Genomic DNA, 25,774 nt, shown 5'->3' with positions numbered 1-25,774 from the left:
TCGGCTCCTTGTTACCAGTAGAAGTATTGCATCAGGAAAATTTTGTCGCTCGGGTCGCCGCTGGCGTTGCTGGTGTAAAAACGGCTGTCGGCGGCGGTGGCGAAACGCCCGCCGCCGTATTCGTACCAGATGCCAAATTGCATAAATGCGGTGGTTTCATCAGCGGCGTGGTCCGGGCGGTGTTTGGCGTAGCTGTATGCGGTGGAGAAGTAGAGCCCGCTTAAGGCTTCATACATGGCGCTGGCCATAAAGCCGGTTTCACTGCCGGGAACATCCAGCCCTTTGGCGCGGCCGGTATGGTGCCAGGCGCGGAAGGCCAGATTGGGCGACAGAACGCCGGTCAGGAATAGCTGTCCGGTGCCGTCGGTCACTTCAAGGCCGTTCATCCAGGTGACATCTTTGACGATGTCGTACTGCACGTAGCCGTTGACCATTGCCGGGTAGGTGTACTTATCGTCATAGCGATCATATTTGCCGAAGTGCAGCCAGGCCTTGCTTTCATCGTGATGCCCGGCCGGCGTGGCGGTGACGCTATAGCGGAAATCGCCGCTGCGGTTTTGTACCTTCAGCGCGTACATGATGTCGCGGGTATTGGGGATCACATAACCCAGATCGGGGGTAAAGTCGCCCCACCACTGCAGGTCGTCCAGCGACGAGTCCTGGCGCAGGCTGAGCATGATCTCGGTGTTGTTATCGGTTTTATAGCCGCCATAGAGGCGGTTAAGGCCGCCTTCCACGCCGCCCCAGCTGTGGCCGGGCGTCCAGGCATTGCCCTGGCTATCGGCCTGTACCGTCCAGGCTTCGCCGTAGATCAGCCCGAACCAGTGGCCGTTTTTGACCTCCAGCCCGCCCTCGATATAGGTGCCATCGCTGTATTTATGTTTGTCCTCGCCTTCTAAATCCATGTAACCGCCAACCCCCAACTCGCCGTAAAAGCGATAGGAGGTGGTGGTTAATTCCGGCGTTTTGGTATCGTCGTGCTCGGCCGGATGGACGGTCTCAGCGGCCGCCGCAGGGACGCAAAAAGCCAGGGCAACGAGTGCCCCGTATAAGTAAGTGTGAGTTTTCATTTTTTTAAGGTATTTAAGAGGTATGGGAAGCCGGAGCCGCTTCTATTTGTTGTTGTTCCTGGGTTAATCCTTTGACGTATTTGCTGTATTTCCACCACGCGAAGCCAAGGAAAATCACGATCCCGCCGACGTTGTAGAAAATAATGGTCAGGATGTTGCCGCCGGTTGGGAAGGTTGAGGCGACGAAACCGATGGCGAAAATCACAATCAGCATGGATACCACCACGATGCCGGTAGTACGCGAGCCCATGCGGAAATCGCGCGGCAGATGGTCGAGCTTGCGGCGCAGGTTGAGGTAGGCCAGCATGATGAACAGCGGCGGCAGCATGGAAGCGGCGGCGGTCATGTTGATGATGGTGTTCATCAGATCCTGCACGGTGTTGGATCCCAACGTCGGGATGATCATCAGCGGAATGACGATCAGATACTGGATCCAGGCCGCGCGCGCCGGGACGCCGTTCTCATTGAGCTCGACGGTTTTTTTACCAAAGATGCCGGAGGGAATTTCCGAGAAGAAAATTTTAACCGGGGTGGCGGTCCACATCAGCAGCGAGCCAAACATCGCGGTAAACGAAACGAGGCCGACGAAGCGGTTCATCAGAATTTCCGGCAGGCCAAAATAAGCCGCCAGGCCGTGGAACACCTGCACCGATCCGCCGGTAAACTTCAGCTCTTTGCTGCTGACGAAGACGTTGATCAGTACGGAGGAGATCGAGTACAGCACGCCGATAAAGATCCCGGCGAGAATGATCACTTTGACGAAGGATTTAGAGCCGCCTTTCACATCGTTGACGTACACCGCCACCGATTCCGCGCCGCCCGCCGCCATAAAGATCCACGTGGTAATACCGAGGAACGCCCAGTTGAAGTTAGGGATCATCGCCTCGACGGTGATCGGATCCGCTGGCTGTACGCCGCCCGCCAGCGCGGTACCGGCCAGCAGAATATAAGAGAGCGTCAGCAGCAGCATCAGCGATGAGGTGACGGAGGTGATAGGCCCCAGCATTTTCGCGCCGTTGGTGGAGATCCAGGTGGAGAAAGCGAACAGCGCCATGCTCAACACGGTGGTGGCGAACGGCGTCAGAATGTATTCGTAGCCGAGGAAGGCGTAAGAGGCATAGGCGATTACGCGCGGCAGCAGCGAGGTGAAGAAAAACAGGTTTACGAACCAGTAGGTATAGGCGGTGATAAACGCCCAACGGCCGCCGAGCGAACTTTTCACCCAGGCGTAAACTCCGGCCTCGGAGTTTTTATTCAGTGATACGAACTCGGCGATAATCAGGCAAAACGGAATGAAGTAGAACAGGGTGGCGAGGAAGAACATCGGCGCCGACGCCAGCCCCAGTTCGATATTGTTGTTGATGACGTTATTGAAACTGTAAACGGCGGCAAAGGTTAGCGATAACAGGCCGAACTTGCCGATGGTATTACGTTTAGTATCAGACATAACACATCTCCACACATTGTCCTTCAGAGGGTCGCTGAAGGGGGTTGTGTTGTTTGTAGGGTAGAGGTAGTTAAGAATTAATGTCGATTTTAGTAAAAGTTTTAGTAAATAGAAGTAAAGAAACCGAATAGCTTTAACTCGATCACGAAAAAGGTTGAGTAATACGTAATCAGGCGAGGGATAAAAAAATCCCGCCAGCCGACGAGGGGCTGACGGGACGACAGGAACGTTATTTACCGGCGGCAGCAGCGTTAACCGGCGCCGCGGCGCGCAGACGTTGCTGCTTTTTTTCAAAGCGGGTGATCCACCACCACGCCAGGCCGGAGAAGACCGCGGTCATAAAGACGTTGATAAAGAAAGCGTTAACCAGATCGACGCCCGGCGGGAAGGCCGAAGCAGTCATGCTGATGACGAAAATGACCATCAACATGGTGACTATGCTCATGCCCACTTTTCTTGAGCCCATACGGAAGTCGCGCGGCGTGTCATCGTGTTTCCAGCGGAAGACGAAGTAGGCGGCCATGATGAACAGCGGCGGCAGCATGGCGGTACCGGCGGTGAGATTAATGGCGGTGTTCATCATCTGCTGCACGCTGGCGGAGCCGAAGCCGTTAACAATCAACATCAGGAAAACGAACAGGAACTGCCACCAGGCGGCGCGTACCGGCACGCCGTGGGCGTTCAGCTCGGTGGTTTTCTGGCCGTAGATACCCTTCGGGATTTCCGAGAAGTGGATTTTGACCGGCGCGGCGGTCCACATCATCATGCTGCCGAAGATAGCGATAAACAGGATGATGCCGACGAAGCGGCCCATCAGCGCTTCAGAAATGTGGAAGTAGGCGCCGAGACCGGTAAAGATTTCCACCATTCCGCCAGCGTAGGTCAGGTTTTCACGGGCGACAAAGACGTTAACCAGCAGCGAACCTAAGGCGTACATACCGCCAATCAGCACCCCGGCGGTGATGATGACTTTAATAAAGGATTTCTGCCCGCCCTTGGTGTCGTTGAGGTAGGCGGCAACGGTTTCCGCGCCGCCTGCGGCCTGGAAAATCCAGCACATAATACCGAGCGTCGCCCAGTTGATGGTCGGCTCCATCGCCGCCAGGGTAATCGGCTGCGCCGGGACGTGACCGGAACCCAGCGCGGTCAGCGCGCCGACGACGTAAATCGCGAACAAAGCGAACACGCCGTAGGCCACACATTCGGAAATTTTCCCCAGCCAGGTCGCGCCCTTGGTCGAAATGTGGGTGGCCATGGCGAACAGCACGATGGAGATAAGCGAGGTCACCATTGGCGAGAAGGGGATCGCGTAACCGGTGATCGCATACGAGGCGTAGGCCACCACGTTCGGCAATAGCGAGAGGAAAAAGAACAGGTTCACAAACCAGTAGAGGAAGGAACCAAGATAGGCGGCGCGGGTGCCCAGCGGCTGCTTCAGCCACGCGTACATCCCGGATTCAGAGTGTTTATTGGCCGAGACGAATTCGGCGATGATAAACACGAACGGGATAAAGTAAACGATAGTGGCAAATAAGAAGATAGGCGCGGAACTGAGCCCTAACTCAATGTTATTATTGACGATATTTCGCACGTTAAAGACGGCGGTAAAGGCCATCGATAGCAGCGCGAACTTGCCGATTTTGGCACGTACAGATTCGGACATACGTCCTCCAATCATTCATCTACCCGCCGCAGCGGGCTGGAACCGAAAGGCCAACGGGCGTACCCGTTGACCTCCCTTGTCGCTTAACGCGGGTTTACTTATTGAGGAAGTAGCCGTCTTCAACCGTGACTCGCAGCACCACTTTTTTTACCGGCGCATCGCAGATAAAGCGGTAGGCTTCGTCGATATCGCAAATCACCATCTGCCCTTCATGAACCTTCACCGTTTCACCGATCCCTTTCAGGTATTCGCGATCGGTTTCGTCGCGGTAGCAGGCGACGGTTTGCAGATTTTCTTTGGCGGCAAACTCGATTTTCTGCTGCCCTTGCAGGTAATAGTGCACCTCAAAGTAGCGGCGGTTGCCGACAAATAGCGCATCGGTCGTACTATCGGTTTCCACCCGATAGGAGAGCGAATCGCCAATGGAATGCGCCACGCCCGGGCGGATGTTGTCGATGTTATTGATGGCTTCCACGCAGCGCTGCCATTTGCGGCCGCTATGATAAACCTGCTTAAACTGTTCTAAATTATCGAGAATTCTCATTGTTCAGCCTCGCTGTGTGCAACGGGGGAAAAGAAACCGGCGCCGAAGCTATGGTTCGCCAGTACCTGCGAGGTGCCGCATCCGCCCTCCAGCGGCAGCAGCGTAAAGCCATAGTTGAAGGTGTTGAGCCAGACGCGCCAGCTATCCAGCACTTCGCTGCCCCAGGAGTTGGAGCCGAGGCCGAGCAGTTGCGCATCGATATTCAGGGTGATGTCATCACTGCGCTGCAGTTCGTTGCAGTGCTGGGCGGCGTGCAGGTTTTCTGCCGTAAAGTGCCAAGCGCTGACGTTGAGCGGATTGCGCGGAACGACCAGCAGGCCGCTGCCGTGGCGGTCGCTGAACGATGCCCAGCGCACGTGCTGACGATTACCGTTGTTCTGCGGGAATGGATAATTGACGAACATATCGTCGACGGTGGTATGCCAGATATCAATGATGTTGCTTTGCTGGCTGTCGGCGTAGTTCTCGCCCGGCCCGCGGCCGTAGTAGTTCACCTGGTCGAACTCACCGTTAATGCCCAGCATAAAGCCGATGCACGGGACGATGTGCGGATAGTCGCCGTAGCGCTCGCCGGCCAGCTCAACGTTGATGTGGCCCTGCGGGGTAATCTGCCAGCGATAGGTACAGCGCATACCGAAGTCGAACACCGGCGGCGCAATCACGCTGCGGGTGGTGATCACCACCGTTTCGCCCTCTATTTCAGCGCTGAATTCGCGAAGATGCTCCTGCATTATCTGCAGGTGGGCCGGCTGCCACAGCCCTTCGTATTCCTGTTTATGGTTGTCAATCATTGGCTTGAAGAAGTTAATCTTCGGCTCGCGGGTTACCTGATCGACGCCGTTGACCTGCCATTCACTGAGTTTGCCGCTGACCTTGCTGAATACCACGCGGAAGTTATGGCCGCTGATGGTGTAGTTCAGGCGTTCATCGGCAATCTGCAGCGGGGTGGCGCTGGCGTTTAACAGCGGAGTTCGCGCGGCGGTCCGCGCCTTAAGCGGGAACTGATAGACGGCGATATCGTGATTGGCTTCGCTATACGGGGTGCGCGAATCTTTGGTCACCATGATGTTGACGAAAGCTTCACGCTCGTCGAGTTGCGGCAGGGCGATTTGCAGGTCGCGGCCGCTGTTCGGCGCCAGGTCTTTCACTTTCAGCAACTGGCTGGAGAGCGTTTCGCCCTCGGCGCGGACTTCTACGCGCAGGGTGTAGTCATCGAGAGTGGAGAACCACAGTTTGTTTTCCACCCGCAATTCGCCGCGGCAGATATCCCGCGCCTGTACTTTTACCGGGGCGATGACCTGTTTATATTCGCGCAGGCCCGGCCCCGGCGTTTGGTCGGAGAAAATCAGCCCATCAAGGCAGAAGTTGTAGTTGTTCGGGTAGTCGCCGTAATCGCCGCCGAATTTGTACCACACCGCGCCGTTATCGTCGGTGGCCTGAATCCCGTGGTCGCACCATTCCCACACGTAGTGGCCCTGGATACAGTCGTGCTGGTAAAAAACGTTCTGATATTCAGTTAATCCGCCGGGACCATTGCCCATCGCATGGGCGTATTCGCAAATAATGCGCGGTTTTTCATGCGGATGCTCGCCGAATTCGTTCATCAGCGGTACGCGGGTATACATCGTGGAGATAATATCCACTACTTCGGCATCGCGGTCCTCTTCGTAGTGCACCAGCCGGGTATCATCCAGCGCTTTGGTGGCGTGGTACATAGCGTGGATGTTGCAGCCGTAGCCGGATTCATTACCCAGTGACCAGATGATGATAGACGGATGGTTTTTCTGTGCGTGAACGTGGCGCACGATGCGCTCAACGTAGATATGTTCCCAGGCCGGATCGTCGGTGATGGCGCTGAGGTTGCCGACGTTGGCGAAACCGTGGGATTCCACATCGGTTTCCGCCATCACGAACAGCCCATAAATGTCGCACATTTCATAGAAACGCGGGTCGTTCGGATAGTGAGCGGTGCGCACCGAGTTGATGTTGTGCTGCTTCATCAACAGCAGATCTTTTTCCACGCGATCCATGCCGACCGCGCGGCCTTTCAGATGGTCGTTATCGTGGCGGTTTACGCCGTGCAGCATTACGTAGCGGTTGTTGATGTAGAACAAGCCGTCACGCACTTTGATATCGCGGAAACCGACGCGCTGCGGAATGATTTCCAGCACCTCGCCGGCGGCGTTCTTTAACGTCAGCACCAGATGATAGAGATACGGGCTTTCCGCCGACCACTGCTGCGGCGCGCTCACATCAATCGTGAAGCCGGTGTTTAGCTGCTGGCTGACCTGCAGTTGACCAACGTTGCCCGAATAAAGCGCCTTTTCGCCGTCGAACAGAGTATATTCCAGCGTCGCCGCCGCCGTCTGCGGAGCCAGGTTTTCCAGCGTCAGCTGGCAGGAGAGGGTCGCGTCGATGTAGTCATCGTTAAAATCGGTGCGCACGGTGAAATCCTGCACGTGCAGCGGATTTTTCCCCACCAGATAGACGTCGCGGAAAATGCCCGCCGACCACCACATGTCCTGATCTTCAATATAGGTGGAGTCCGCCCACTGCATCACGCGCACGCACAGCAGGTTGTCGCCGGTTTGCACCACCGCGCTGATATCGAACTCGGCGGTCAGGCGGCTGCCTTTGCTAAAGCCGATGTACTGGCCGTTAACGTAAACTTCGAAATAGGTTTCGACGCCATCGAATTTGATGATGGTTTGTTTGCCCTGCCAGCCGTCGCCGAGGGTGAACAGGCGCTGGTAGGCGCCGGTCGGGTTATCGGTCGGGACATAGGGCACGTCGATGGGGAAGGGGAAACCTTCGTCGGTGTACTGCAGCTGGCCGTGGCCTTCCATCTGCCACATGCCCGGTACGGTAATCGGCCCCCACTCGTTCTGATAGCATGAGGTAAAGCTCTCCGGTACCAGCAACGGGTTGGTGAAGAAGCGGAAGTTCCACTGCCCGCTGAGGGACAGGAAGCGGCTACTGGTTTCGCGGGCGAAGGTCCGCGCCTGGGCCAGTGAGTCGTAAGAGAAGAAATACGCCCGCGGCGGCAGCCTGTTTTCATGAGTGAGTTGAAGGTTTTCCCAGCGATTCATATCGCCTCCCTGAACGGCTTAATAAGATAAAACTCATTTTAGTAAAACTTTTACTAAATAAAATCGCCAGGGATGATTTACTTTAACTCGATCACAAAATGAACCGCTTTGTGTCGGGTAGCGGCTTCGCCTTACCCGACCTACAGAATGGCGTTCCGACCAGGGCTGGTAGCCCGGCCAGGCGCAGCGCCGCCGGGTAACAAGATGCGGGTAGCAGCTTCGCCTTATCCGACCTACAGAATGGCGTTCCGGGCAGGAGCGGTAGCCCGGCCAAGCGTAGCGCCGCCGGGATGTGGTTGGATTAACGGGTGGTGCCGCGCAGCTTCAACACGCTGGGAACAAAAACGTTAAGCGGCAGGGCGCGGCCATCGCGGGCCTTCTCTATCAGCAGGTTCACCCCCTGACTACCCATCATTTCGGAGTGGATCCGCACCGTTGACAGCGGCGGGAAGGTAAAGCGCGCGGTGGGGATATCGTTGACGCTAATCAGCGAAATATCTTCCGGGATCGCCAGCCCGCGTTCGTGAATGGCGCGCAGCACGCCGATGGCGATGGAGTCCGAGGCGACAAACAGCGCCCGCGGAAACTCCGTTTGCGCCAGCATCTGCTTCGCCAGCTCATAACCGGAAGAACTGGAAAAACCGCCGCGCCAGATATCATCGGCTGAAACCACGCCCTTCAACTGACCGTACTCCACAAACGCCACTTCGCGAATATCGGCCTTGCCGGGCTGGTCCTGGCCGCCGATAAATCCAATACGCGACGCGCCCTGCTGGATAAAGAAGTCGACCACCTCTTTAGCGATACGTACCAGGTCGATATCCACCGCATCGTACGGGCTGCCGGCTTCGTGGAAATCAATAAAGCAGATATTGTCGGTCAGCGCGCTGGCGGTTTCGCGCAGCTCGCGCGTCGGCTGGCCGATAATCAATACGCCAGTGACCTTTTTCAGCTCTGGCAGGGTGTTATTGAGATAGCAGTTGGTGAGTTCGATAGCGAGCTTTTCGCACTGTGTTTCAATACCGTGGCGAATGGCGAGATAGTAAGGGTCGTTAATTTCCAGCTCTTGCTGGTAGCTGTACAGCGCCAGGATATGATGATGGCCGACGGGTAGGACCTGCGTTTTACGCGCGCTGCTGCTTTTATACTCCAGCTTCTCCGCAATCTCGAGAATGCGATGCTTGGTCTCTTCTTTTACGTTCAGGGTGGGATCGTCGTTTAACACCCGGGAAACCGTCGCCAGCGAAACACCCGCTTCGGTCGCAATGTCTTTTAGCGTTGCCATCTTTTTCCTTTATCGGACGTTGCCCATGTTTGCTCATCTATTGTAAAGCAAGCGTCGCGTCCTGCACCTTATTTCAGTAAAAAACGCCAGCGCGCGAGGGCCGTTTTCCCCGGCGATAGCGTGACAGAAGTAGCATTATTATCAGCATTATGCAGACGAACGGCAAAAACTTGCTATCTTTTAGTAAAAATTTACTGGAGGTGAGAGATGGATACCGTAGCTTACGCTGATTTTGCCAAACTGGAGATGCGCGTCGGCAAGATTGTCGAGGTGAAACGCCATGACAATGCCGACAAGCTGTATATCGCGCGGATTGATGTCGGCGACCGCACGCTGCAGACGGTCACCAGCCTGGTGCCCTACTATAGCGAAGAGGAACTGCTGGGGAAAACGGTGGTGGTGCTGTGTAATCTGGCGAAAGCCAAAATGCGTGGCGAAACATCTGAGTGCATGCTGCTATGCGCGGAAACCGAGGATGAAAGCGAAAGCGTGCTGTTGACGCCGGAACGCGTCATGCCGGCGGGCGTGCGGGTGGTATAACGCGAAAATACCCTCTCCCGACGGGAGAGGGTCGGGTGTGAATTATGTCTCTTCGACCGAAACGCGCAGTGCCGCCAGCGCCTTGCGCGCTGCCTTCAGTACCTGCTCGCACTGCTCGAGGGTGAGCGTCAGCGGCGGTTCAACGCGGATCGTCTTGGCGTTGTTTAACGTCCCGGCGACCAGCACCCGCTGTCTGAACATCTCGCTGGCAAAGTTGTAGCCAATCTCGTTATCGACAAACTCAATGGCCATCAGCATGCCTTTGCCACGGACTTCATTCACCAGATCCGGATATTCGCGCGCCAGTTGACGGAAGCCGTCCAGCAACAGATCGCCTTTCTGCTCAGCCTGCGCCGGCAGGTTCTGTGAGAGCAAGACGTTGATCGTCGCCAGCGCCGCCGCGCAGGCCAGCGGGTTGCCGCCGAAGGTGGTGGTGTGCAGGAATGGGTTATCGAACAGCACCGAGAAGACCTCTTCCGTCGCTACCGTCGCGCCGATCGGCATTACGCCGCCACCGAGCGCTTTAGCCAGACACAGAATATCCGGCTGCACGTTTTCATGCTCGCAGGCGAACATTTTGCCGGTGCGGCCCATGCCGGTCTGTACCTCGTCGAGGATCAGCAACGCGCCAAACTCGTCGCACAGTTTACGGACCGCCGGTAAGTAACCCGTCGGCGGCAGGATCACGCCGCCTTCGCCCTGGATAGGCTCAAGGATCACCGCCGCGACGTCATCACCGGTTTTCTTGCATTCGCTCAGAATGGAACGCATGGCGTTAATATCGCCGAACGGCACGTGACGGAAGCCCGGCAGTAGCGGCATAAACGGTTTACGGAAGGTCGATTTCGCGGTGGCCGACAGCGCGCCGAGCGATTTACCGTGGAACGCGCCGCTGGTGGCGACGAAGGTAAATTTGCCGCGCGGAGACTGATAGGCTTTTGCCAGCTTCAGCGCCGCTTCCACGGATTCCGTGCCGCTGTTGCAGAAGAAACTGTATTTGAGCTTACCGGGCGTTAAGGCCGCCAGCGTTTTCGCCAGCATCGCCCGCAGCGGGTCCAGCAGCTCCTGGCTGTGAAGCGGTTGTTTCGCGAGTTGATTTTCGACGGCGGATACCACAACTGGATTACGGTGCCCTACATTGAAGATGCCAAACCCACCAAGGCAGTCGATAAACTCCTGTCCCTGGGTGTCGACAAGCGTATTTAACCCTCCCGCTTGCCACTCTACGGCTCCGTAATCCCCGCCGGCTGTGACCGATTTTCTATACTCCAGAAACCCCGGGTTCACATGTTCTTTAAAGTATTCTCTCACCTCCTGGTTCAGTGCTTTCATTTCGTCATGGGAGAGCGATTGCTTCTCAATGAGATTCAGTGCGTGCGCGCTGCAGGCCAGAGCCGATGCGCTGGAAGGTAACCTGTTCAAAATGTGCTCCTGGGGGGGGCGTATCACATGATACTGAATTAAGTATTGCAGGGATTACGCCAGCCTGGCAGCGACGATGAAAATCGGGATAAACGCAAAGTTAAGGCGCAAATGTGCAAAATTTAATCTCATAACTTAATTATTGGCACGTTTTATTCCTGAGGCCGCAAGATAAACTGCCGTTGGGGTGTGAAGCGGTATGAATTGGGGTGGTGCAGGCTGCCGCGTGATGGAGCAGCCTGGGAACTATTGTGGTGCGAGAGGTTAATCGAGCTGGGAAATTTCCATCGCCGCGCGGTCAATCACGCCGATAATCTGTTTCAACTGCGCGTCGCTGATGCTCTGCTGGTTGACCTTCAGGTCCAGCACCGCTTTAAAGTTTTCCAGCGCGCGTTTCATCTGCGGATTTTTGCGCAATTCGCAGCCGACCATGCGTTCCTGCAGGCGCGTCTGAATTTGGCTTAACTGTGCGCCGCTTTCGGCGCACAGGCGGCGTCCCTCTTCGGTGATAGCGATTTTTTTACGCCCATTTTCCTCTTCTACGCTAATCAATCCCTGATCCTGCAGCAGGTCGAGCGTCGGATAGATAACGCCGGGGCTGGGGCTGTAATTGCCCTGCGTCAGCGCCTCAATCTCTTTAATCAGCTCATAGCCGTGGCTGGCGTTGCGCGAAAGGATATCGAGGATCACCAGGCGCAATTCGCCGTGGCCAAAGAAACGCTGGCGGCGTCCGCCGCCGCGACGGCCCTGTTCGCCGTGGCCCTCTTCGTGATGATGTCGCATCGATACCTCCTGTCTTTTTGATATATCTAATTTATATCTAAAAAATAATAAAAGACAATATTTTATTTTTAATTGATTGATTTAAATGAATTTGTTTTTGATTTTTGCTTTATTGTGACTTTCTCTCGCTTTATATCAAAAAAAACTTGCCATTTTTATTAATGGCAATCATTATCATTTGCACTGAGTTTAGATATATCTATTTACCCTTCACCAAGGCGACGACGGATGACCACAATTAATCAAGTAAAATATCCGCAGCGCGTGCGTAACGAACTACGTTTTCGCGAATTAACCGTGCTGCGCGTTGAGCGTATCGGCCAGGCGTTCCAGCGGATCGTGCTGGGGGGCGAGGCGCTGGATGGCTTTGTTTCACAAGGTTTTGACGACCACACCAAACTGTTTTTCCCGCAGGCGGGCAGCGTATTCACGCCGCCGGAAGTGACCGACGAAGGCATTAACTGGGGCGAGGGCGTGCGCCCGGCGACCCGCGACTACACGCCGCTGTACGATGCCGAACGCCATGAGCTGGCTTACGATTTTTATATCCACGATGGCGGTATTGCCAGCCGCTGGGCGCTGGAAGCCAACGTCGGCGATAAGCTGGTGATCGGCGGGCCGCGCGGTTCGCTGGTGGTGCCGGAAGATTACGCCTGGCAGCTTTACGTCTGTGACGAGTCGGGCATGCCGGCGCTGCGCCGTCGCCTGCTGGGATTACGTCAGCTGCCGGTAACGCCGCAGGTAACGGCCATCGTCACCGTCGCGGATGCTTCGTATAAAGATTATCTGGCGGATCTCGACGGCTTTAATATCGAATGGGTGGTGGGCCACAACCCGGGGTTCGTTGCCGAGCGTCTGGCACAGGTTAAGGTGCCGTCAGACGATTATTTTATCTGGCTGACCGGAGAAGGCGCAGTGGTGAAATCACTGCTGGCGCGCTTTGAGGAGCCGAGTATCGATCAGCAACTGGTGCGCTCGCAGGCGTACTGGCATAGCAAATAATAGATAGAACGGTAAACCCGGATAGCGGCGCGTTGCGCCTTATCCGGGCTACCTTTCAGTGGTGTTATGTCGCCCCGGTAAGCGCAACGCTACCGGGTGAGGCTTAGCGTTCAGCCAGCGCTTTAAACACCATTGCCACCGCGTGGGCGCCGGGGTCCATATTGCCGAGCAGGCTCTCGCTGTTGAGATAGGAGGCGCGCCCGGCGCCGGCTTTGCTCGACTGGCAGGTGCGATCCGCGCCGGCCTGCGCCGCGACGAAAGCGGCCTGCAGATTATCCGGCTCGGCCAACAGCGCCGCCAGCGCCGGCTGCAGGGCATCAATCATCGTCCGGTCTCCCTCATCGGCGCCGCCGTAAAATTTCATCTGCCCCAGACCGGCATTCAGCGCTTCCGCCATGCTGGCGCCTTGCTCCAGCTTCTGTCCGGCGGCGGTGAAGAAAATCGACATCAAGACGCCGCTGGAGCCGCCCATTACCACCGTCAGGCGTTCGCCAATCAGTGCGAACAGCGTGGGTAAATCATTTAACGGCAGTTGCTGGCGTTGCAGCAGAGCGGCAATCTCGCGCGCGGCGGCGGCGAAAGTGGAGCCGGTATCGCCGTCGCCCACTTTGGCGTCCAGCGCGTTGAGATGGGCTTCGAGGCCGGAGAGGGTGCTGGTCACCTTCGCCACGTAATCGCCAACCTGCGGGTTGGTCGATGGCGTAAAGGCGACGCGTGCGCTGGCGAGCGCGGATGGCATGACGTTAACAGCCCGCGGCTGCACCGGCTTCTGCCAACTGGCGGTTTCGACATCCGACAGCAGCGCCTTTTCAATACTCTCTTCCAGCACGATAGTCGTCAGCGAGAAGCCTTTCATATCCAGCGCCGTTACCAGTGAAGCCGGGCCAATCAGCCAGTCAACGCGCGCGTGCAGCGGGGTATTAGCGAGTTCGCGGGTCAGGATCGCCATCTCGGCCACCGACACGCCGCCGAGGTTATTGAGCATCACCGCCAGCCGGCCGGTTTCGGGTAGGGCGGCGGTCAGCTTCTCTACCATAATCTGCATGATTTCCGCGCTGTTATGGGTCGCGATCGTTGAGGCCCCCGGTTCGCCGTGGATGCCCATCCCCAGCTCGGCGTGGCCGGGCTGATGGCGCGGCGCGCTTTCCGCTTCCTGCGGCAGGTGACAGCTGGCCAGCGCCACCCCAATGCTGGCGGTATGGTTGGCGGCGTATTGCGCTTCACGCAGGACGGTGGCGAGGTTGAAGCCGCGCTCGGCGAAATAGCCCGCCACTTTATGCACCAGAATGGTCCCGGCGATGCCGCGCGGCTGTTTGTTATCCGGCAGCGAAATATCGTCGCCGACGATCAGCATCTCTACGTTGTAGCCAAGACGGCGCGCTTTCTCCGCCGCGAGGCCGAAGTTAAGCCGATCGCCGGTGTAGTTTTTAACGATCAGCAGACAGCCCGCCTCGCCGGTCACCGCCTGAATCGCGGTGAGTACCGCGTCGACGCTCGGCGAGGCGAACAGATCGCCGCAGACCGCGGCGGTCAGCATGCCTTTACCAATAAAGCCGACGTGCGCCGGTTCATGGCCGGAGCCGCCGCCGGAAATCACCGCCACGTTGTTTTTATTCAGATCGCGGCGCACCACCACGCGGATCGCCGGGTCGCTCTCCAGCCTGGCGAGGTTGTTCCACGGGCTGGCAATAATGGTTCCCTCGATCACGTCGTTAACGAGGCTGGCGCGCTGGTTAAAAAAGAATTGAGACATAGTGGTTCCTGATCAGTAAGCGAAAACTCACCCTCCGGAGGTGGGTCTCCGGAGGGGTAATGGTCAAAGTGGATTTAGCGACGAATAAGACGTTGCTGACGCATATCGAGCGTGATGGCTTCGCCAGGCTCAATATCATTCAGCGCTTCGCCCTGCTGGCATAGCCAGGCGATCCCCGCCGCGCGGGCGATAATCGCGCCGTGGGCCTGTTCGCTGCCGTCGCGCAGGCACAGGCCGGTGATCTTGCTGGCATCCAGTTGGAGTACGGTCGAGGGATAAATATTGTCGGCGATAATAATCGTCGGCTCACTGGGAGTTGGCAGTATTTCCTTAATACCCTGCAGATGGCGTAGCGTGCGCTGCAGAATATCTTCGATATCGATATAGCGCGCCTGCAGGTAGGCGTCATCCAGCTGGCGATACTGTTGGCTGAGCTCCATCAGCACCTGATGCCACGCCCATTCCGCCGAGCACTGTTCGGTGAGCAGGCGATCGTTGGCGGCATCAAACAGATCTTCATCGTCGAGCAAGGTGTGATGGCCGGCGAAGATCGCCGCGATATCGGCGTTAAATTTGTTTTCCGCCAGCTCGGTGAGAGCATTGAGATCGACCAGCGTCTGGTCGATCGCCTGGCGCAGGCGCTGCTGCTCGCGGGCGATGTCGGCCGCGGTGGGGAGCGCCGGTTGGATCGCCGCCAGCGGATAAAGCAGGGCGACGCCTTCAACACGCGCAGGTATGGCGGGTTCCGCTGTCGGTTGCGCCTCCGGCGACTCGCCGAAGTTATCGGCGGCCAGCGCCTGAAACGCCGCCAGCGCGGCATCGGCGTCCGGACCACGAGCCAGCAGGCGCAGCTTATCGTGGCGGCGCACCTGCAGCAGAGCGATTTGATTCAGACTGTCCGGGGTGACGCATTTGCCGTTTTTCTCCAGTACCAGGTCGGCGTTAAAACCCGCCAGCGCGGCGACCAGCTTTGATGCCGGACGCACGTGCAGGCCGTTGTGATTGTTAATAATGACTGAAACCGATTTAGCGTCGCCGTCGTCAGCAAACGTTGGGGCGGCGGCGTCAGGCGTGTGCGAAGGTAAACCCAGCTGAACCCGCTTAGCTTCCAGGGCGTTCATGGCATCGGCGATAACTTTGTCGATTCCGGCGCCGGAGGCGGCGCTGACGGTGGCCGCCAGCGTCCCTTCGACCAGCGGCGCGGCGCACAGCCGCACTTTTGCCGCAATCGCCGGATCGAGTAGATCGAGGGCGGTTTCGGCGCTGAGCAGGGCGCTGCCGATATCCATCATCACCAGTACATGGTCGGTGTCGGCGACGGACTCGATCGCCTCCATGACTTTAATCGGATCGGTGCCGATGGGGCTGTCGGGATCGTCGATCCCGGCGGCGATCGCCAGTTTACAGCCATCGTTCATTAACATCTGCCGGGCCAGTTCTCCGACACCTTCGCCCAGCCGGGCGCTATGAGAAACAATAACCAGGTTTACCATCGCGATTTCCTTACTCTTTGGCGGCGGCAGCCAGCATCTGAACCATAAACAGCACCGAGGTCGCGCCGGGATCCTGATGCCCGATGCTGCGCTCGCCGAGATAGCTGGCGCGGCCTTTACGCGCCTGCATGGTGATGGTGGCGTGGGCGGCGCGCTCGGCCACTTCACAGGCGGCATCCAGCGCGGCAGGGATAGACAAATGCTGCTCGCTGGAATGACGCAGGGATTCCACTACCGGCAGCCAGACGTCGCACATCGTCTTATCGCCCGGCTCCGCTTTACCACGGTTGACGACGCCGTCCGCGCCTTCGCGGATCATCTGATAAAGTTCGTCGAGGGTCAGGCTTTGATGCGCCTGGGTGACCTGGGCGGCGCGGATAAAGAAGGTGCCGAACAGCGGACCGCTGGCGCCGCCGACGTTGGAAAGCAGCGTCATCCCGGTATTCTTGAGAATAAAACCAATGTCTTTATCGGCGATCGACGGCAGCTTTTCGACCACTTTGCTGAAGCCGCGGTGCATATTGAGGCCGTGGTCGGCATCACCGATCTCTTTATCAAGGCCGGTGAGAAAATCGCTCTGTTTGGTGAAAATGTCGCCGCAGCGGTACAGCCAGTCGACGATTTGCGTTCTGTTCAGTGACATGTCGTGCTCCTTATTTTCCCCAGTTCAGCGCCGGGGTATGGACCGGGGCGTCCCATAACGCCAGCGTGTCATCATCCGCTTTCAGCAGGGTGATGGAGAAACCCGCCATATCCAGCGAGGTGCAGTAGCTGCCGATGAGGTTGCGTTCAATCACAATGCCGGAGGCTTCGCAGCGCTGGGCGAGGCGGTTGTAAACGCCGTATAGTTCGGAAAGCGGGGTGGCGCCGAGGTTATTGACCAGCGCGATAACCCGATCGCCGTTTTGCAGCGCGGTTTTGCTCTGTTTCACTTCCTGCCACGCTCCCTTGACGTTATCCCACTGGCGCAGCGTGCGGCTGTATACGCCGTTTTCCAGCAGGGTATCGAACATCTCATCGACGGTTTGGTCGAGCGAGCTGAAGCGGCGGCGGTCGATACCCGGCTCGCCATGGATGCCGACGCCGAACTCCATCTCATCGTCTTTCAGGGTAAAGGAGGGCTGTCCGGCGGCCGGTACGGTGCAGGCGCCCAGCGCGATGCCAATCGAGTGGCCAAGGTTATTTAAACGGCGGCCCAGTTCAGCGCAGGCTTCCAGCGAGTCGCCGCGTTCGGCGGCGGCGCCGACCAGTTTTTCAATCAGCACGGTATTGGCGACGCCGCGGCGTCCGGCGGTATAGAGACTATCTTTTACCGCCACGTCGTCATCCACCACGACGGTGGTGACCTTAACGCCGCTTTCGTGCAGCAGCTCGGTAGCGGTCTCAAAATTCAGGATGTCGCCGGTATAGTTTTTGATAATCAGCAGGACGCCTTCGCCGCCGTCAATCTGCATCGCGCATTCGAACATTTTGTCCGGCGTCGGCGAGGTGAAAATTTCCCCCGGGCAGGCGCCGGAAAGCATGCCCTGGCCGATGTAGCCGCAGTGCATCGGTTCGTGTCCGCTGCCACCACCGGAGAGCAGCGCCACTTTGCCGGCGACCGGCGCATCGGCGCGGGTGACATAGACCGGGTCCTGGTGCAGCGTCAATTCAGGATGCGCCTTCGCCAGGCCGATAAGCTGTTCACTCAGTACATCTTCCACACGGTTAATCAGTTTTTTCATTGTTTATGCTCCGTAGGGTAGGGGAGGTCGCCTGTCTATAAGGGTAGCCCGGCGATGTAATGATTCTGGCTGAGCGGGCGCAAAATAAAACGCTGTCAAAATGAGTTCCATAACGGAACGTAGAAAATGATTTTTGTTCCTTTATGGAACGTTATTCGCCGATAAACAGGAAAATTGCGAGCCAGCGCTAATAATGTGGCCGTGTTTTTCTGCTATCAGAGCGGGGCTGATGATGATTTTTTTCGCTATTGCGCCGCATTGAGGCGATTTTGTGCGTTAAAGAGGGGAGACGATAGCGGCTTTTTAGCCAAAATGAGCCGATCGCGATCGCAATCCGATCGCTTTCTCAGTCACATTGTTTCAATGTGAAACGCATTATTTTTTTATCTGTTTCAGAAGAGAACAAAAAAGGGAAAAATTTTTTTCGCCGTGGCTCGCCCTACAGTGGTTGCATCGCTCCGGCAGCGTGGCTGTAAGCGCCATTGATATCAGGCGCCGCGGCATGACGGCCTGGGCTCACGTGTCAACATACGCACTTATTTGAGGGTGAAAGGAATGCTAAAAGTTATTCAATCTCCAGCCAAATATCTCCAGGGACCTGATGCCGCCATGCTGTTTGGCGAATACGCTAAAAACCTGGCCGACAGCTTTTTTGTTATCGCCGATGACTTCGTGATGAAGCTGGCGGGCGACAAAGTATTGAACGGCCTGCATAGCCACAATATTAGCTGCCATGCGGAACGGTTTAACGGCGAGTGCAGCCATGCGGAAATCAACCGTCTGATCGCCATTCTTAAGCAGCACGGCTGCCGCGGCGTGGTGGGTATCGGCGGCGGGAAAACCCTCGATACCGCGAAGGCTATCGGCTATTACCAGAAGCTGCCGGTGGTGGTGATCCCGACAATTGCCTCAACCGATGCGCCGACCAGCGCGCTGTCGGTTATCTACACCGAGGCGGGCGAGTTTGAAGAGTATCTGATCTACCCGAAAAACCCGGATATGGTGGTGATGGACACGGCGATTATCGCCAAAGCGCCGGTACGCTTGCTGGTGGCCGGGATGGGCGATGCGCTCTCCACCTGGTTTGAAGCCAAGGCCTGCTTCGATGCGCGAGCCACCAGCATGGCGGGCGGGCAGTCCACGGCGGCGGCCTTGAGCCTGGCGCGCCTGTGCTATGATACGCTGCTGGCGGAAGGCGAAAAAGCACGTCTGGCGGCTCAGGCTGGAGTGGTGACCGATGCGCTGGAGCGCATTGTCGAAGCCAACACCTATCTGAGCGGTATCGGCTTTGAGAGCAGCGGCCTGGCCGGCGCGCACGCGATTCACAACGGTTTCACCATTCTTGAAGAGTGCCACCATTTGTATCACGGCGAAAAAGTCGCCTTCGGCACCCTGGCGCAGCTGGTACTACAAAACAGCCCGCTGGAAGAGATCGAAACCGTGATGGGCTTCTGTGAAAAAGTCGGCCTGCCGATCACCCTTGCGCAGATGGGCGTGAAAGAGGGTATCGAAAGCAAAATCCACGCGGTCGCGAAAGCCACCTGCGCGGAAGGCGAAACCATCCACAATATGCCGTTCCCGGTCACCGCGGATAGCGTCTATGCCGCCATCCTTACCGCTGACCTGCTTGGGCAGCAGTGGCTGGCGCGTTAATTCGTTTTCGCCTGACCGAGACGCCGCAGCATAATGCGGCATGAACTTTCCCCTCCGGCACCCGCTGCCGGAGGGTTTTGTCGTTTTAACTGTGTTAACTCCAGCGGAAAAGGGATATGACAGCTCAGACTCAGGGCGCGGAAAATGAAGTTTCAGCCGTTATCAGCCAGTCGTGGCATCGCTGCAGCAAATTTATGCAGCGGGAAACCTGGCAGGCGCCGCATCAGGCACAGGGGCTGACCTTTGAATCGATCTGCCGTCGCAAAACCGCGCTGCTTACCATCGGCCAGGCAGCGCTGGAAGATGCGTGGGAGTTTATGGCCAACCGCCCCTGCGCGCTGTTCATCCTTGATGAGTCGGCCTGTATTCTGAGCCGCTGTGGCAATCCTCAGACCCTGGAACAACTGGCGGAGCTGGGATTTCGCGACGGCAGCTACTGCGCGGAGAGCATTATCGGCACCTGCGCGCTGTCGCTGGCTTCGATGCTCGGACAGCCGGTCAACACCGCGGGGGACGAGCACTTTAAGCAGGCGCTGCGGCGCTGGTCGTTCAGTTCGACGCCGGTGTTCGATAACCATGGCCGTCTGTTTGGATCGATTTCGCTATGCTGCCTGCGCGAAGAGTGGGCCCCGGCGGATCTGTCGCTGACGTTGGCCATCGCCCGCGAAGTGGGTAACTCGCTGCTTACCGACAGCCTGCTGGCGGAATCTAACCGCCACCTTAATCAAATGTACGGCCTGCTGGAAAGTATGGACGACGGGGTGATGGCGTGGAACGAGCAGGGAGTGCTGCAGTTTCTCAACGTGCAGGCGGCCACGCTGCTGCATCTCGATACCCAGGCCAGCCAGGGGCGAAATATCAATGAGCTGCTGACCCTGCCGGCGTTGCTGCGCCGCGCGATTAAACAGGCCCGCGGCCTTAATCATGTGGAAGTGACCTTTGAGAGCCAGCATCAATTTATCGACACGGTGATCACCCTGAAGCCTATCGTGGAGGAGCAGGGCAATAGCTTCATTTTACTGCTCCACCCGGTGGAGCAGATGCGTCAATTAATGACCAGCCAATTGGGCAAAGTGAGCCATACCTTCGAACAGATGTCGGCGGATGACCCGGAAACCCGCAGGCTGATCCACTTTGGCCGTCAGGCGGCGCGCGGCGCTTTCCCGGTGCTGCTGTGCGGCGAGGAAGGGGTGGGTAAAGAATTACTGAGCCAGGCGATCCATAACGAAAGCGAACGGGCGCCGGGCCCGTATATTTCGGTTAACTGCCAGCTGTACGCCGACAGCGTACTGGGCCAGGATTTTATGGGCAGCGCGCCAACCGACGATGAAAATGGCCGCCTCAGCCGACTCGAACTGGCCAACGGCGGCACGCTGTTCCTGGAAAAAATAGAGTATCTGGCCCCCGAGTTGCAGTCAGCGCTGCTGCAGGTGATAAAACAGGGCGTGCTGACGCGTCTTGATGCCCGGCGGCTGATTCCGGTGGATGTGAAAGTGATCGCCACCACCACCGTCGACCTCGCCAACCTGGTGGAGCAGAACCGCTTTAGCCGCCAGCTTTACTATGCGCTACATTCGTTTGAAATAGTCATTCCGCCGCTGCGGGCGCGGCGCGGCAGTATTCCTTCGTTAGTGCATAGCCGTCTGCGTCGGCTGGAAAAACGCTTTTCATCGCGCCTGAAGGTGGATGACGACGCGCTGGCGCAACTGGTGGCCTACCCGTGGCCAGGCAACGATTTTGAGCTTAATAGCATTATTGAGAATATCGCGATGAGTAGCGATAACGGTCATATCCGCTTAAGCAATCTCCCCGAGCATCTCTTCTCTACCCGGCCGGGCAGCGAAACGGCGTCCTCATTACTACCATCAAGCCTGTCTTTCAGCGCCATCGAGAAAGAGGCGATTATCCAGGCGGCGCGAGTCACCAGCGGCCGGGTACAGGAGATGTCGCAGTTGCTGAATATTGGCCGTACCACACTGTGGCGCAAGATGAAGCAGTACGACATCGACGCCGGGCAGTTTAAGCGCCGGGGGCAGGATAAGAGTTAAGCCAACGGCGTTAATATTTTTCCGGCAGCTCGTTGACAATATCGACGAGCTCGCCGTTTTTCATCGTGATATAGCCGCCGTTTTTCAGATCGGAAAGTACCTGAAACAGATAGCTACGCGACATTTTGGTGCGTCGCAGGATAAAGTTCGCCAGGCTCGGATCGTGTAATACGCCTTCATTTTTCTGTTTGAGATAACGATAAATCATGGAGCGAATGACAAAATAGCGGGTGCCAATAGCTCTTTCGTCATGCGCATCGAGCAAAAACGCCAACGTGATGGCCATCATGTTCATCAGAAAGGTAAATTTATCGGGCTGGGTAAAATGTTTCTCAAAGTATTCGAGATTACAGCTGAACACTTTGACATTTTTTTTGGCGGTATAGTGCAACTGAATGCCCGGACCATAATTCTCGACGATACCGAAAAACATCCCTTTGATGCCTTTACCGATCTGAAACAACTTTTTCGGCTGGGTTTTTGCTTTTCCTGGGGCGACAATAAAGTTGTGCTCCTGCATCTCAACGGCAATAACGCCTTCAAGAACAATAATAATCTCGCCTGTACTCAGAGTGAAATGTGTTTCATCGGCAATCTTGCGGATATTATTGCTGAGAGCTAACGAGTCTATCGCCTTTATATTCTTTGAAATCATCTTATTATATTCATCGATGATGTGGGAATAGGGCGTTTGAATACGACTCATCTTCTCTCCAGACTCAATTCTACCGCTTAATTACTCTTTGCTATTTTGCAGTGGCGATACTTTATATTTTAACGGCGCGGAATTACGCCTGATACAAAATATCTAAATTTAAAAGCTGGCGCCAGATAGCAGACGACACTTTTAGAGTCCGTTAACGGACTGATCTATCGCTCTTTTTAAAACACTCACTTAGACTGTTTTAGTGGGTAGTTGGGCTTCTATTTTTAGTAACTAAGAATCCACTTAAATATTGAATGGTAATATTGCTTTTGCGGCGGGTTTCTTTAGCGAAACGGTGATAGTGATGCGCTTTGCATAAATTAAAAAATAAAACCAGAACCTGTGGATTTTTATTGCTTTCTCTACTTCACTTAAGCGCAATCGCCTCAGTAGCGACAAGAATATTTGCCGATGTCGCTCATCTCATATTGAGACTTATCTAATCTGACAACGCCTGCCTGACTTTAGCTAAATCGTAAGTTAAATCAGGCGCATTCTGAGCAATGAGGTTTGAAGATGAATAAAAAATACAAGGGTATCGGCGTGCTGGCATTTGCCGCCGGTTCGTTATTACCCGGCGCGACGGCCAATGCCGCCGATCAAAATGCGGCTGGCTCCAGCGATGGTGCGGCAAAGAAGCCCAATATTATCCTGATCGTCTCTGACGATACCGGCTATGGCGACCTCGGCGTCTACGGCGGCGGCGAAGGCCGCGGTATGCCGACGCCAAACCTCGACAAAATGGCCGATGAGGGGATGACCTTTTTCGACTTCTACGGCCAGCCGAGCAGCACGCCGGGCCGCGCGGCGATGCAGACCGGGCGCATTCCCAACCGTAGCGGTATGACCACCGTGGCTTTCCAGGGGCAAGGCGGCGGTTTACCGAAAGAAGAGTGGACGCTGGCCTCGGTACTGAAAACCGGCGGCTATAAAACCTTCTTTACCGGTAAGTGGCACCTCGGCGAAGCCGATTACGCGTTACCAAACGCGCAGGGCTACGACGAAATGAAATACGTCGGCCTCTATCACCTGAACGCCTATACCTATGCCGACCCGACCTGGTTCCCGGATATGGATCCGCAACTGCGTGAAATGTTTGCCCGCGTCACCCGCGGCGCGCTCTCCGGCAAGGCGGGCGAAGCGCCGAAGGAAGAGTTCAAAATTAACGGCCAGTATGTGAATACCCCGGTCGTTGATGGCAAAGAGGGCGTGGTCGGGATCCCATTCTTCGACCGCTATGTCGAGAAGGCCTCGCTGGACTATCTCGAAGCAAATGCAAAATCTTCCGAACCGTTCTTCATGAGCATCAACTTTATGAAGAACCACCAGCCGAACATGCCGGATCCGGATTACGTCGGCAAGTCGATGTCGAAGAGCAAATACGCCGACTCGATGGTGGAAATGGATGCTCGCGTAGGCCATATCATGGATAAGCTGCGCGAGTTGGGGATCGATAAAAACACCCTTGTGGTATGGACCACCGATAACGGCGCCTGGCAGGACGTTTATCCGGATGCCGGCTATACGCCATTCCGCGGTACCAAAGGCACTGACCGCGAAGGCGGCAGCCGCGTTCCGGCTATCGCCTGGTGGCCGGGCAAGATTAAAGAGCACAGCCGTAACCACGATATCGTTGGCGGCCTCGATCTGATGGCAACCTTTGCTTCAGTGGCCGGCGTTAAATTACCGACCAAAGACCGCGCCGGGCAGCCGATTATCTTCGATAGCTACGATATTTCACCGGTACTGTTTGGCACGGGTAAAGATCCCCGTACTTCCTGGTTCTACTTCACTGAAAACGAGCTGACCCCGGGGGCGGCACGCGTCGGCCACTATAAGGCGGTGTTTAACCTGCGCGGCGATAACGGCGCGAAAACCGGCGGCCTGGCGGTGGATTCCAACCTCGGCTGGAAAGGACCGGAGTCCTATGTCGCGACGGTGCCGCAGATTTTCGACCTCTGGCAGGATCCGCAGGAACGCTACGATATCTTTATGAACAACTATACCGAGCATACCTGGACGCTGGTGACCTTCAATGAAGCCATCACTAAGTTGATGAAAACCTACGTCGAGTATCCGCCGCGTAAGCCGCAGAGCGAAGCCTACAGTGGGCCGATTACCCTGTCGCAGTACCAACGCTTTAGCAATATCCGCGAGCAGTTACAAAAAGAAGGGTTCCAGTTGGCGATGCCGACCGGTAATTAAAATGACGTTGGCCCGGGCGAGATGTCCGGGCCTTTTGCTGTTGTGAGCATTCTAGAGATAGGTTCTGGTCGATGAAAAAAAGCACCACCATTCCATTAACGCCATTACAGAACCAGGGGCGCTATCTGCCCGCCTATAAACGTCGCTATCACATGATGGCGAAACCCAGCGGCTCTACCTGTAACCTGGACTGTCAATACTGTTTTTATCTGCATAAAGAGCAGCTTTTACATCAGCCGCACGACAAAGGAATGAGCGACGAGGTACTGGAGAATTTCATTCGTCAGTACATCCAAAGCCAGGACGGCGAAGAGATTATTTTCTCCTGGCAGGGCGGCGAGCCAACCCTGATGGGGCTGGAGTTTTTCGAAAAGGTCGTTGAGCTGCAAAAGAAATATCAGCCGAAGCACCAGCGCATTGAGAACGATCTGCAGACCAATGGCGTGCTGATTAACGATAAATGGGCGGCCTTCTTAAAGGCGCATAACTTCCTGGTCGGGGTATCGATCGATGGCCCGCGCGAGATCCACGATCGCTTCCGCGTGACGCGCAGCGGCAAGCCGACCTTCGATAAGGTCATGGAAGGGGTCGCGGCGCTGAAGCGCCACGGCGTGCCGTTCAACGCGCTGGCAGTCGTTAACCGGGTGAATGCCCGTTTCCCGCGCGAGGTATATCGTTTTCTTACCCGCGAACTCGGCGCCACCTATATCCAGTTTACGCCTTGCGTAGAGGCCGCCGAGTTTAAAACTACCGCGCCGCAGTTCTGGCGCGAAGAGACGATCCCCATCACCGGCAGCCGCCGGGCGAAACCGGGCGATCTGGATTCTATCGTCACCGACTGGTCGGTGGATCCGGACGATTGGGGACATTTTCTGACCGAAGCTTTTGATGAGTGGGTGACCTACGATCTGGGCCGCGTGCAGGTGAATTTGTTCGAAACCGCCGTGGTACAGACTATGGGGCTTCCATCCCAGTTATGCATCACCGCGCCGTTTTGCGGTAAGGCGCTGGCGATTGAGAAAAACGGCGACGTCTACTCCTGCGATCACTACGTCTACCCGGAATATAAGCTTGGCAATATTAAGGCGCATAAGCTGGCGCATATGGTCTTTTCCGAGCGGCAGAAAGTGTTTGGGATGGGCAAGAAAGAGACGCTGCCCGCCTACTGCAAAAGCTGCCCGCATCTGAATTTATGCTGGGGCGAATGCCCGAAAAACCGCATCGTGCGCGCCCCGGACGGCGAAGAGGGGCTCAATTATTTGTGTCCTGGCTTTCGCCATTTTTACGCGACGGTTAAACCTACGCTTGAGAAGATTGCCGCCATGCTGAAGTAGGTCTGGTTTTTGG

The 25,774-nt window shown here is 56.4% G+C and carries 19 protein-coding genes; 6 read left to right on the top strand and 13 right to left on the bottom strand.

All coding sequences use genetic code 11. The features are described from left to right. Positions 1-11: 11 nt before the first annotated feature. The 6 genes from ygjJ to ebgR form a co-directional block, all read right to left on the bottom strand. A complete protein-coding gene (ygjJ, locus tag PGQ95_RS02335; protein ID WP_430916875.1) occupies positions 12-1,070 on the bottom strand; it encodes a protein YgjJ in 1,059 nt (352 codons plus the stop codon). Between the two features lie 13 nt (positions 1,071-1,083). Further along, positions 1,084-2,517 (bottom strand): amino acid permease, encoded by a 1,434-nt coding sequence (locus tag PGQ95_RS02330; RefSeq protein WP_430916871.1) that lies wholly within the window; start codon positions 2,515-2,517, stop codon positions 1,084-1,086. Between the two features lie 229 nt (positions 2,518-2,746). Beyond that, on the bottom strand, positions 2,747-4,180 hold the full coding sequence (locus PGQ95_RS02325) for an amino acid permease (RefSeq protein WP_087859875.1): 1,434 nt from the start codon (positions 4,178-4,180) through the stop codon (positions 2,747-2,749). 94 nt (positions 4,181-4,274) lie between these two features. Then, complete coding sequence (locus PGQ95_RS02320; RefSeq protein ID WP_004900777.1) at positions 4,275-4,724, bottom strand: beta-galactosidase subunit beta; 450 nt, start codon at positions 4,722-4,724, stop codon at positions 4,275-4,277. Further along, positions 4,721-7,813: a beta-galactosidase subunit alpha gene (gene ebgA / locus PGQ95_RS02315; protein WP_087859874.1), complete on the bottom strand. Its 3,093-nt coding sequence runs from the start codon at positions 7,811-7,813 to the stop codon at positions 4,721-4,723. The genes PGQ95_RS02320 and ebgA overlap by 4 nt, the downstream gene beginning before the upstream one ends. Positions 7,814-8,114: 301 nt before the next feature. Further along, positions 8,115-9,098, bottom strand: a complete 984-nt coding sequence (gene ebgR, locus PGQ95_RS02310; protein ID WP_113373109.1) for a transcriptional regulator EbgR — start codon at positions 9,096-9,098, stop codon at positions 8,115-8,117. A 207-nt stretch (positions 9,099-9,305) separates the two neighbouring features. Here ebgR and PGQ95_RS02305 point away from each other — a divergent pair, with 207 nt between their 5' ends. Next, positions 9,306-9,638, top strand: coding sequence for a tRNA-binding protein (locus PGQ95_RS02305; RefSeq protein WP_015369597.1), 333 nt, complete (start codon positions 9,306-9,308; stop codon positions 9,636-9,638). 42 nt (positions 9,639-9,680) lie between these two features. On the opposite strand, the gene ygjG is transcribed toward PGQ95_RS02305, so the two are convergent. Both ygjG and PGQ95_RS02295 read right to left on the bottom strand, forming a co-directional pair. Then, complete coding sequence (ygjG, locus tag PGQ95_RS02300) at positions 9,681-11,060, bottom strand: putrescine aminotransferase (RefSeq protein WP_113373108.1); 1,380 nt, start codon at positions 11,058-11,060, stop codon at positions 9,681-9,683. A 264-nt stretch (positions 11,061-11,324) separates the two neighbouring features. Continuing rightward, complete coding sequence (locus PGQ95_RS02295) at positions 11,325-11,843, bottom strand: PadR family transcriptional regulator (protein ID WP_087859873.1); 519 nt, start codon at positions 11,841-11,843, stop codon at positions 11,325-11,327. A 228-nt stretch (positions 11,844-12,071) separates the two neighbouring features. On the opposite strand from PGQ95_RS02295, the gene PGQ95_RS02290 reads away from it, so the two are divergent. Beyond that, on the top strand, positions 12,072-12,845 hold the full coding sequence (locus tag PGQ95_RS02290) for a siderophore-interacting protein (RefSeq protein ID WP_271032083.1): 774 nt from the start codon (positions 12,072-12,074) through the stop codon (positions 12,843-12,845). Positions 12,846-12,948: 103 nt separating this feature from the next. Here PGQ95_RS02290 and PGQ95_RS02285 read toward each other — a convergent pair whose 3' ends face one another. From PGQ95_RS02285 to dhaK, 4 genes are all read right to left on the bottom strand, one after another. After that, positions 12,949-14,598, bottom strand: a complete 1,650-nt coding sequence (locus PGQ95_RS02285; RefSeq protein WP_430916868.1) for a glycerone kinase — start codon at positions 14,596-14,598, stop codon at positions 12,949-12,951. Between the two features lie 74 nt (positions 14,599-14,672). Continuing rightward, positions 14,673-16,091, bottom strand: coding sequence for a dihydroxyacetone kinase phosphoryl donor subunit DhaM (dhaM, locus tag PGQ95_RS02280; RefSeq protein ID WP_430916866.1), 1,419 nt, complete (start codon positions 16,089-16,091; stop codon positions 14,673-14,675). 10 nt (positions 16,092-16,101) lie between these two features. Next, on the bottom strand, positions 16,102-16,734 hold the full coding sequence (gene dhaL, locus PGQ95_RS02275) for a dihydroxyacetone kinase subunit DhaL (RefSeq protein ID WP_007372179.1): 633 nt from the start codon (positions 16,732-16,734) through the stop codon (positions 16,102-16,104). Between the two features lie 10 nt (positions 16,735-16,744). Next, positions 16,745-17,815 carry a dihydroxyacetone kinase subunit DhaK gene (dhaK, locus tag PGQ95_RS02270; protein WP_113373104.1) on the bottom strand — a complete coding sequence of 357 codons (1,071 nt, stop codon included), beginning with the start codon at positions 17,813-17,815 and terminating at the stop codon, positions 16,745-16,747. A 555-nt stretch (positions 17,816-18,370) separates the two neighbouring features. Between dhaK and PGQ95_RS02265 the strand changes: the two genes are divergently transcribed. Continuing rightward, a complete protein-coding gene (locus tag PGQ95_RS02265; protein WP_007372182.1) occupies positions 18,371-19,468 on the top strand; it encodes a glycerol dehydrogenase in 1,098 nt (365 codons plus the stop codon). A gap of 116 nt (positions 19,469-19,584) precedes the next feature. Continuing rightward, positions 19,585-21,516 (top strand): dihydroxyacetone kinase operon transcriptional regulator DhaR, encoded by a 1,932-nt coding sequence (gene dhaR / locus PGQ95_RS02260; protein ID WP_430916864.1) that lies wholly within the window; start codon positions 19,585-19,587, stop codon positions 21,514-21,516. Positions 21,517-21,526: 10 nt separating this feature from the next. Here the strand turns inward: dhaR and PGQ95_RS02255 are convergent, their stop codons facing one another. Then, the gene (locus PGQ95_RS02255) at positions 21,527-22,222 is read right to left on the bottom strand and encodes a helix-turn-helix domain-containing protein (protein ID WP_063446155.1); all 696 of its coding nucleotides are present in this window, start codon (positions 22,220-22,222) and stop codon (positions 21,527-21,529) included. A gap of 516 nt (positions 22,223-22,738) precedes the next feature. Here PGQ95_RS02255 and PGQ95_RS02250 point away from each other — a divergent pair. Further along, positions 22,739-24,427, top strand: a complete 1,689-nt coding sequence (locus tag PGQ95_RS02250) for an arylsulfatase (protein WP_113373102.1) — start codon at positions 22,739-22,741, stop codon at positions 24,425-24,427. A 71-nt stretch (positions 24,428-24,498) separates the two neighbouring features. Then, positions 24,499-25,761 carry an anaerobic sulfatase maturase gene (locus tag PGQ95_RS02245; RefSeq protein ID WP_113373101.1) on the top strand — a complete coding sequence of 421 codons (1,263 nt, stop codon included), beginning with the start codon at positions 24,499-24,501 and terminating at the stop codon, positions 25,759-25,761. The last annotated feature ends 13 nt before the right edge of the window (positions 25,762-25,774 follow it).

Source organism: Klebsiella sp. 141240 (genome assembly GCF_050600805.1).
Taxonomy (GTDB): domain Bacteria; phylum Pseudomonadota; class Gammaproteobacteria; order Enterobacterales; family Enterobacteriaceae; genus Klebsiella; species Klebsiella aerogenes.
The sequence above is the reverse complement of the archived record's forward strand: the minus strand, read 5'-3'. Positions and strand labels throughout refer to the sequence as shown.